The following is a 9,241-nucleotide window of genomic DNA, read 5'->3' as shown; positions in this document are numbered from 1 at the left end:
CGCGCGCCAGCCGGTCGCGCACGGTGCCCAAGAGCCGCTGCGGCAGCTTCTGCGTTCCGTCCATGGCGATCTGCCAAGTGCGGTGCTTCAGCGCCGTGTTGCGGAAGCGGTCGATCAGCGAGCGCCGGTAGCCCGCGACATCGGCACCGGGCGGCAAGGTCAGGGTCGGGGTGGAATCTTCCATCAGCGCCTCGACGAAGGCGGCGATGCCCGGCTCCGCCATCGCCGCCGCCACCGTCTCGCAGCCGGAGAGGTAGCCGAGATAGGCCAGCGAGGAGTGGCTGCCGTTGAGCAGCCGCAGCTTCATCGTCTCATAGGGCGCGACCTCCGACACCAGCGTCGCCCCCGCCGCCTCCCAGGCCGGGCGTCCGGACAGGAAGCGGTCCTCGATCACCCATTGCAGGAACGGCTCGGTGACGATCGGCCAGGCATCCTCGGCCCCGAGCGCCGCGGCAATGCGGCCGCGATCCTCGTCGGTGGTGGCCGGCACGATGCGGTCGACCATGGTCTCGGGGCAGGCGATCTCGCCCTCGACATAGGCGCCGAGATCGGGCGAGACCAGCGTGGCGAAGCGCGACAGGATGCGGTGCAGCGTGCGGCCATTGGCCGGCAGGTTGTCGCAGCACAGGGGGGTGAAGGGCGCCAGCCCCTCGGCCCGGCGGCGGGCGATCGCCCGGGCCAGGATGCCGATGGCCGAACGCGGCGCCTGAGGATGCGCCAGGTCGTGGACGATGTCGGGGTGGCTCTCGTCCAGCCGGCCGGTGGCCGGGTCGTGGCAATAGCCCTTCTCGGTCACGGTCAGGCTGACGATCGCGACCGAGGGCCGGCACAGCGCGTCGAGCAGCGCCGCCGGGCTCTCCGGCGCCACCAGCACGTCACGGACGGCGCCGATGACGCGCAGCGCCTCGCCGTCGCTGTCGCGCACCGAGAGGGTGTAGAGCCCGTCCTGCGGCACCAGCGCGTCGCGCGTGTCCGGGCTGCGCAGGCTGGCGCCGAGGATGCCCCAACGCAGGTCGCCGGCCGCCAGCACGTCGTCGGTGCAGACCGCCTGATGCGCCCGGTGGAAGGCGCCGATGCCGAGATGGACGATGCCGGTGGCGACCGCCGAGCGGTCATAGCCCGGCCGCGCCACCGAGGCCGGCAGGTTGGCCAGCGCGGCCGTGTTGAGCCGCCGCGGGGATGAGGTCATGCGCGGCGCCCCCGGCAACCGGACAGCGGATATTCGCGAAGCAGCATCGACGGCGCCTTCTCCCTGATCTCGTCATCCCCGCGGTAGCGCCGATCGACGCCGGGGACAAGCTCTCAAACCGGCTGCGATCCTAGTATGGCAGTTCCGTAGACAGCAACGCTGGACCAGTGGGGACCGTCATTGCGAGGAGGCGCAGCCGACGAAGCAATCCAGGAGCCGGTGCGAGCCGCCCCTGGATTGCTTCGCTGCGCTCGCAATGACGGTGCGGGACAGGCGCGGACCCAAACGAAAACGGGCAGCCCGGAGGCTGCCCGTTCAGGATCGGAAGTCCAGCGCCGTTCAAGTGTCGAGGAAGCTGCGCAGCTTGCGGCTGCGGCTGGGGTGCTTCAGCTTGCGCAGCGCCTTCGCCTCGATCTGGCGGATACGCTCGCGGGTCACCGAGAACTGCTGGCCGACCTCCTCGAGGGTATGATCGGTGTTCATGCCGATGCCGAAGCGCATCCGCAGCACCCGTTCCTCGCGCGGCGTCAGCGAGGCCAGGACGCGCGTGGTGGTCTCGCGCAGATTGGCCTGGATCGCGGCGTCGAGTGGCTGGACCGCGTTCTTGTCCTCGATGAAGTCGCCGAGATGGCTGTCCTCCTCGTCGCCGATCGGCGTCTCGAGGCTGATCGGCTCCTTGGCGATCTTGAGGACCTTGCGCACCTTCTCCAGCGGCATCAGCAGGCGCTCGGCCAGCTCCTCGGGGGTCGGCTCGCGGCCGATCTCGTGCAGCATCTGCCGGCTGGTGCGGACCAGCTTGTTGATCGTCTCGATCATGTGCACCGGGATGCGGATGGTCCGCGCCTGGTCGGCGATCGAGCGGGTGATCGCCTGCCGGATCCACCAGGTGGCGTAGGTCGAGAACTTGTAGCCGCGGCGGTACTCGAACTTGTCGACCGCCTTCATCAGCCCGATGTTGCCCTCCTGGATGAGGTCCAGGAACTGCAGCCCGCGGTTGGTGTACTTCTTGGCGATCGAGATCACGAGGCGGAGATTGGCCTCGACCATCTCCTTCTTGGCACGCCCGGCCTCCTTCTCGCCCTTCTGCACGGTCGAGACGATGCGGCGGTACTCCTGGATCGGCAGGCCGACCTCGTCCGAGATCTGGCTGATCTGGCCGCGCACCCGCTGGGCCGCGGCGCCGTTCTTCTCGGCGAACTTGGCCCACTTCTTGTCCAGGCCGCGCACCCGCTCGATCCAGTTCGGGTCGAGCTCATGGCCGAAATAGTTCTGCAGGAAGGATTCGCGGCTGACCCCGCCCTCGACCACCAGGCGCATGAGCTGGCCTTCCAGCCCCATCAGCTTGCGGTTCTGGCCGTAGAGCTGCTCGACCAGCTGCTCGATCCGGACATTGTTGAGGTGCACGCCCTCCATCAGGCGGACCATGTCCTCCTTCAGCTTGTCGTACTTCGCGTCGGCCTGCTTGGAGATCGCCTCGCCCTTCTGGATGTGGGTCAGGCGCTGCTCCTGCAGCTTGTGCATCTTCTGGTAGGTCTGCTCGATCGCCTCGAAGGTCTCGAGCACCTGCGGCTTGAGCGCCTCTTCCATGGCGGAGAGGGAGATGCCGCCATCGTCCTCCTCGCCGGAGCCGCCACCGGCCGCGGCCTCGCCTTCACCCTCCGCCTCGGCCTCGGGCTCCTCCTCGGCTTCCGCCTCGCCCTCGCTCATGGCCAGGGCCTCGCCCTCCGGGCTGGCGCCGTAGGTGGCGTCAAGATCGATGATGTCGCGCAGCAGCATCTTCCCGTCCTTCAGGGCGGAATGCCACTCGATCATCGCCCGGATGGTCAGCGGGCTCTCGCAGATGCCGCCGATCATCATCTCCCGGCCGGCCTCGATACGCTTGGCGATGGCGATCTCGCCCTCGCGCGACAGCAGCTCGACCGAGCCCATCTCGCGCAGATACATGCGCACCGGGTCGTCGGTGCGGCCGACATCATCGTCGTCGAGGTTGCCGGCGTTGCGGCCCTCGCCATCGGCATCGCCGCCGGCGGCCGCGGTGTCGTCGGACTCCTCGTTCTCGACGACGTTGATGCCCATCTCGGACAGGTTCGAGGTCACGTCCTCGATCTGCTCGGACGAGGTCAGATCCGGCGGCAGGGCGGCGTTCAGCTCGTCGATGGTGACGTAGCCGCGCTCCTTGCCCTTGGCGATCAGCTTCTTCACCGCCTGGACGGTGATGTCCATCGAGGCGCCGTCCGCGCTGTCCTCGCGCGTCTCGGCCGATTCCGCCGCTGCCGCTGTCTTGGTCGCCATCTGCACCCGTGCCCCTTCACCCGCCGCCGTCGGGAGTGACCCGAAGTTGGCTCTCTTACCTAAGCTTCCGCGCGCAAGGAAGGGGCACGACTCGAATCATGCCTGCCCCGACCGCGCCGCGGTCTCGATTCGATCCCGGCCGGCCGGGTCAGAACCCACCCGGCGCCGCCTGCCGCCGCTCGATCTCCTGCCGCAGCCCGCGCCAGCGTTCCAGCGCGGCCTCCGTGCCCTGCCGCGCCAAGTCGCGCGCGGCATCCGCGAATTCGCGCCGGAGCGCGCGGAGCTCAAGATGCCCCATGACCATGGCCCAGCCGGCGCGCGCCTCCTCCAGAGGGGCCTCCGGCCGGGTGAAGGGCCATTTCCTGCGAATGCGATCGACCAAGGCCGGCGGCAATCCATCGGCTTCGGGAACAGTCAGGTAGGGCGCCGCCGGCTGCGAATCAAGTCCGTCCGAGTCGCGCCCCGAGTCGCGGCCGTGCGAATCGCCGAGTCGCACCAGCAGCGACTGGCGCAGCGAATCGAGCTCCGAATCGGGAATCTCGAGCATGGCGAAGCCCTCGCCCACCTCCTCACCCAGCCCGGGATGCGTGGCGAGAAGGCACAGCAGCACGCAGAACGGCAGGCGGTCGTCCTGCTCGTCGCGGATCGATTGCGGCTTGGGTCCGGCCGGCTGCGGCGGCTTGCCGCCCGGCCGCCACTCCCCGCCGCCCTGCCGCCTCGGCCGGTAGGGATAGGCTTCCTCGAACCGCGCCCTGAGATCGGCCAGATACTGGCCCTGCACCGCCGGGTCGGCGATCCGGCGGGCCTGGGCCTCGACCCCGGCGCGCAGCCCGGCCCGGCCCTCCGGCGTCTCCAGCCGGTGCATCGTGGTCTGGCGGTCGTACAGCACCCGGACCAGCGGCAGGGCGCCGTCAAGCACTGCCTGCATCGCTGCGCCGCCGCCGGAGCCGCGGATCAGGCTGTCCGGGTCCTCGCCCTGCGGCAGGAAGGCGATGCGGGCGGAATGGTCCGGCTTCAGCTGCGGCAGGATCCGGTCCATCGCCCGCCAGGCGGCCCGCCGCCCGGCCTCGTCGCCGTCGAAGCACAGCACCGGCACCGGCGCCATCTTCCACAGCTCGCCGATCTGCTCCTCGGTCAGGGCCGTGCCCAGCGGCGCCACCGCCGCCTCGAAGCCGGCCCGGACAAGGGCGATCACGTCCATATAGCCTTCGGCGACGATCACGGTCTGGCCCTGCGACGCCGCCTGCCGCGCCCGGGACAGGCCGTAGAGGAGATTGCCCTTGTGGAACAGCGGGTTGTCCGGGCTGTTGATGTATTTCGGCCCGTCGCCTTCCATGATCCGGCCGCCGAAGGCGACGGTGCGGCCGCGCCGGTCGGCGACCGGGAAGATCACCCGGTTGCGGAAGAAGGAGTAGAGGTCCCGCCCGTCATCCGGCCGGCGGGCCAGCCCGACCTCCTCCACCATCGCATCCTGGAAGCCCTGGCCGCGCAGATGCTTGATCAGCTTGCCGCCGTCGCCGGGGGCGAAGCCGAGGCGGAAGCGCGCCACCGTCTCGCCGTCCAGGCCGCGGCCCTTCAGGTAGTCGCGCGCCGCCCGGCCGCCGGGGCCGCGCAGCTCGGCCTCGAAGAAGGCGCAGGCGGATTCGACCACGTCGTACAGCGTCTTCTGCCGCTCGAACCTGGCCCGGTCCTCCGGCGCCGCCTTCGGCACCTCCATCCCGGCCTGGGAGGCCAGCGTCTCGATCGCCTCCATGAAGGACAGGCGGTCGTGCTGCATGACGAAGCTGATGACGTCGCCGGTGGCGCCGCAGCCGAAGCAGTAGAAGAAGCCCTTCTGGTCGTTGACCGTGAAGCTCGGAGTCTTCTCCTTGTGGAACGGGCAGCAGGCCTTGAACTCGCCCTTGGTGCTGCGCTGCAGCGGCACCCGCTTGCCGACCACGTCGGACACCTGGAGGCGGGTGCGCAGCTCTTCGAGGAAACCGGGAGGGAGGGACATGCAACGGTTCTAGCGGGCGGGAAAGCGTCTCAGCTTAGCGTGAATAATCCCGGAAGCGGGAGCATTTCCGAACTCCTCCACCCGTCATCCCCGCGAAAGCGGGGATCTTGCAACGGATTGATCGGCAAGAGATTCCCGCTTTCGCGGGAATGACATTCAAAGTGGGAATCGTCCTGAATGATCCTGAAAGCGGGATGGTTCAGCCCAGCTGCGCCTTCACCGCGGCCGAGACCTTGGAGAAGTCCATGCGGCCGGCGTAGCGGGTCTTCAGCTCGGCCATCACCTTGCCCATGTCCTTCATGCCGGCGGCGCCGAGATCCTGGATCACCGCGCCGATGGCGGCCGCGGTCTCGGCCTCGTCCATCGCCTGCGGCAGCCAGCGCTCGATCACCGCGATCTCGGCCTGCTCCTTGTCGACCAGATCCTGCCGGTTGCCCTGTTGGTACAGGGCGATGCTCTCGCGCCGCTGCTTCACCATGGTCTGCAGCATCGACAGGATCTCCTCGTCCGGGATGCCGTCGGTGTTGCCCTTGGCGCGGGCGTCGATGTCCTTGGTCTTGAGCGCGGCGATGATCATCCGCACGGTCGAGAGCGTGCGCTCGTCCTTGGCCTTCATCGCCTCCTTCAGCGCGTCGGTGAACTGGGGGCGCAGCATGGTCGGATCCTCCTGACAGAAGCGGCGCGACTGTCGGTCATTCCGCCGGCATAGGCAAGAGAACGGGGCGGCCATTCCGCCAGCGCGGGCATCAGGGGCTGGAATCTCGCCGTCGTCCGTGCTTTATGCCTGGAAATTCATTCCGAGGTTGCCATGACCCACACCGCTCCGCCTCCCGGCGCCACTGCGGCGCTCGTGCTCGCCGACGGCACGGTGCTTTGGGGCCGAGGCATCGGCGCCACCGGCAAGGCGATTGGCGAGGTCTGCTTCAACACCTCGATGACCGGCTATCAGGAGATCATGACCGATCCGTCCTATGCCGGGCAGATCGTCACCTTCACCTTCCCGCATATCGGCAATGTCGGCGCCAACCCCGAGGATGTCGAGACCGGGACCACCGCGGCCCGCGGCCTGGTGCTGCGCGACGACATCACGGAGCCGTCGAACTGGCGCGCCGTGCGCGACTTCGACGACTGGCTGCAGTCCTTCGGCCTGATCGGCATCGCCGGGGTCGACACCCGTGCCCTGACCCGCCGCATCCGCGATGCCGGCGCCCCGACCGGGGTGGTGATCCATGCCCCCGACGGTGTCTTCGACATCGGCGCGGCGCTGGCCGAGGCGCAGGCCTGGCCGGGGCTGGAGGGCATGGACCTGGCGAAGGACGTGTCCTGCACCCAGACCTACCATTGGAACCAGACGCGCTGGGAGCACGGCAGCGGCTACGGCACTCTGGAGAACCCGAAGCGCAAGGTCGTGGCGATCGATTTCGGCGCCAAGCGCAACATCCTGCGCTGCCTGGCCTCGACCGGCTGCGACGTCACGGTGGTGCCGGCGACGGCGACCGCCGAGGACGTGCTGAGCCACAAGCCGGACGGGGTGTTCCTGGCCAACGGCCCGGGCGATCCCGCGGCGACCGGCACATACGCCGTGCCGACGATCAAGGCGCTGCTGGACACCGGACTGCCGATGTTCGGCATCTGCCTCGGCCACCAGATGCTGGCCCTGGCGCTGGGCGGCCGCACCGGCAAGATGGCGCGCGGCCACCGCGGCGCCAACCACCCGGTCAAGGACCTGACCACCGGCAAGGTCGAGATCACCAGCCAGAATCACGGCTTCCAGGTAATGGCCGAGAGCCTGCCGGACACCGTCGAGATCACCCATGTCAGCCTGTTCGACGGCTCGAACGAGGGGCTGCGGTTGAAGGACCGGCCGGTGTTCTCGGTGCAGTACCACCCCGAGGCCAGCCCGGGCCCCCAGGACAGCCACTACCTGTTCCAGCGCTTCGTCGACCTGATCGACGCGCAGAAGCGCTGATGCCGCACCGCGCCCCGCCGCGCCTGCTGGGCCCCAGGGTCTTCCTGACCCTGGCGGGACCGGCGGACGCCGCGGATCTCGCCGCCTTCCACGACCGGGAATGGGACCATCTCGGCCCGTGGATGCCGCCGCGCAGCACCGCCTGGCGGACCGAGCCGCACTGGCGGCGCTGGGGCGCCGAGGCGGTCGACCTGTTCCTGGACGATCGCGCCGTGCGACTGGTGCTGCGGCTGATCGACCGGCCCGGGGACGGCATCGTCGGCCAGTTGAACCTGAACATGCTGTCGCGGGGCCCCTTCCAGGCGGCGACGCTGGGCTATCACCTCGGCGCCGCGCAGCAGGGCGAAGGGCTGATGCACGAGGCGCTGGAGATGGCGATCCGCTATGCCTTCGGTCCCCTGGGCCTGCACCGGCTGATGGCCAACCACCTGCCGGAGAACACCCGCAGCGCCGCGCTGCTGCAGCGCCTGGGCTTCGTCCGCGAAGGCTATGCCAAGGATTACCTCTTCATCGGCGGCGCTTGGCGCGACCATGTGCTGACGGCGCTGACCAATCCCGATCCGTCGCCCCCGCCGATGGCGTAGCCCGGAACCCGCCCTTCCCCGCCGCCGTTGCCTTGCAGAGGCCATCGCAGCCAGGAGGCGACATGCCGGACGACCGACCACCGCCGACGCTCAACAAGACCGAGGCCCGCCAGGGCGAGACCAGCGGCCATATGCGCTGGGTGCTGCACCTGTCCATGGGGCTCGCGGTCGTCATCCTCGGCGCCGTGCTGCTCTGGTGGATCTTCTGACCGGACAAAAAAGAGGCGGCCCGAAAGCCGCCCCAAGTCTCCCAGCCTGAGCTCAGGTCTCACATCCAGTAGGGCGGCACGCGGTAGTAGTCGTGCACCTGCTGCGCCCATTGCCGGTCATCCCAGTCGAAGCGCTCGCCGCGGTCATGCGCCGGGGCGCCGCGCAGCTGGTCTTCGGTGACATCCAGCTCGTAGGCGTCGAGCGCCTCGTTGTAGGTCAGCATCGACCACGGCAGGGCGTAATAGTCCTCGCCGATGCCGAGGAAGCCGCCGAAGGTCATGACCGCGTAGCCGACCCGGCCGGTGCGCTTGTCGATCATCACCCGCTGGATGGTGCCGATCCGGTCGCCGTTCGGCCGCCGGACCGGAGTGCTCTCGACCTTGTCGCTGGCGATCAGCCGGTGGGTCTCGCGGCTGCTGAGATCACGGGCTGTCTCGGTCTGCATGTCGCGCCTCCGAAATGGTGGTCTCCCTCAGGAAATGGCCCCGGCCTTCGCGCGGTTCCCCGGAACCGCTCCGCCGGACCGGCGATTGCTCCAGTGAGGGCGCCCGGACGCGCCGGGCGGGCCGACAATCGGAATGGAGGCAGCCATGCCGCGCGGCGACAAGTCGAGCTACACCGACAAGCAGAAACGCAAGGCCGAGCATATCGAGGAGGGCTACGAGGCCAGGGGCGTCTCGGAACAAGAGGCCGAGCGCCGGGCCTGGGCCACCGTCAACAAGGAGAGCGGCGGCGGCAAGAAGAGCGGTTCCGGCCGCGGCAAGGCGGAGAGTCACGCATCATCGCGGAAGGGCGGCCGGATCGGCGGGAAGGCTTCGGCCGAACGGCCCGCCGCGGCCCGCAGCGCCTCGGCGAAGAAAGCCGCGGCGACCCGCAGGCGTCACGAGCACCACGCCCATTCATGAACACCGCTTCGATGGAGGGCCAGCGATGAGCGACCCGAAGCCGCCGCCCGACGACCCGACCCGGCCGCCGATGCCCAACCCGCGGCCGGACACGCC

The 9,241-nt window shown here is 69.3% G+C and carries 9 protein-coding genes; 4 read left to right on the top strand and 5 right to left on the bottom strand.

All coding sequences use genetic code 11. From position 1 onward, the window contains the following. The 4 genes from P409_RS17460 to P409_RS17445 form a co-directional block, all read right to left on the bottom strand. Positions 1-1,189, bottom strand: a 1,189-nt coding sequence (locus P409_RS17460; RefSeq protein WP_034840195.1) for a mannitol dehydrogenase family protein, incomplete at its 3' end; no start/stop codon positions are given. Positions 1,190-1,528: 339 nt separating this feature from the next. Then, positions 1,529-3,481 (bottom strand): RNA polymerase sigma factor RpoD, encoded by a 1,953-nt coding sequence (gene rpoD / locus P409_RS17455; RefSeq protein ID WP_034840198.1) that lies wholly within the window; start codon positions 3,479-3,481, stop codon positions 1,529-1,531. Positions 3,482-3,629: 148 nt separating this feature from the next. Beyond that, positions 3,630-5,477: a DNA primase gene (dnaG, locus tag P409_RS17450; protein WP_034840191.1), complete on the bottom strand. Its 1,848-nt coding sequence runs from the start codon at positions 5,475-5,477 to the stop codon at positions 3,630-3,632. A 199-nt stretch (positions 5,478-5,676) separates the two neighbouring features. Then, a complete protein-coding gene (locus P409_RS17445; RefSeq protein WP_034840188.1) occupies positions 5,677-6,132 on the bottom strand; it encodes a GatB/YqeY domain-containing protein in 456 nt (151 codons plus the stop codon). A gap of 153 nt (positions 6,133-6,285) precedes the next feature. Between P409_RS17445 and carA the strand changes: the two genes are divergently transcribed. The 3 genes from carA (at position 6,286) to P409_RS38980 (ending at position 8,239) form a co-directional block, all read left to right on the top strand. Then, complete coding sequence (gene carA / locus P409_RS17440) at positions 6,286-7,446, top strand: glutamine-hydrolyzing carbamoyl-phosphate synthase small subunit (RefSeq protein WP_034840186.1); 1,161 nt, start codon at positions 6,286-6,288, stop codon at positions 7,444-7,446. Next, a complete protein-coding gene (locus P409_RS17435; RefSeq protein ID WP_034840183.1) occupies positions 7,446-8,030 on the top strand; it encodes a GNAT family N-acetyltransferase in 585 nt (194 codons plus the stop codon). The genes carA and P409_RS17435 overlap by 1 nt, the downstream gene beginning before the upstream one ends. 62 nt (positions 8,031-8,092) lie before the next feature. After that, positions 8,093-8,239 carry a hypothetical protein gene (locus P409_RS38980; protein ID WP_161790420.1) on the top strand — a complete coding sequence of 49 codons (147 nt, stop codon included), beginning with the start codon at positions 8,093-8,095 and terminating at the stop codon, positions 8,237-8,239. 59 nt (positions 8,240-8,298) lie between these two features. Here P409_RS38980 and P409_RS17430 read toward each other — a convergent pair whose 3' ends face one another. After that, the gene (locus P409_RS17430) at positions 8,299-8,685 is read right to left on the bottom strand and encodes a PRC-barrel domain-containing protein (RefSeq protein WP_034840180.1); all 387 of its coding nucleotides are present in this window, start codon (positions 8,683-8,685) and stop codon (positions 8,299-8,301) included. Between the two features lie 145 nt (positions 8,686-8,830). Between P409_RS17430 and P409_RS17425 the strand changes: the two genes are divergently transcribed. Beyond that, positions 8,831-9,145 (top strand): hypothetical protein, encoded by a 315-nt coding sequence (locus P409_RS17425; protein WP_034840177.1) that lies wholly within the window; start codon positions 8,831-8,833, stop codon positions 9,143-9,145. Positions 9,146-9,241: the final 96 nt, after the last annotated feature.

The sequence above is a fragment of the Inquilinus limosus MP06 genome (assembly GCF_000767795.1).
GTDB classification, from domain to species: Bacteria; Pseudomonadota; Alphaproteobacteria; order DSM-16000; family Inquilinaceae; genus Inquilinus; species Inquilinus limosus_E.
Note: the sequence above shows the minus strand (reverse complement) of the source record. Positions and strands in the feature narration are given on the sequence as shown.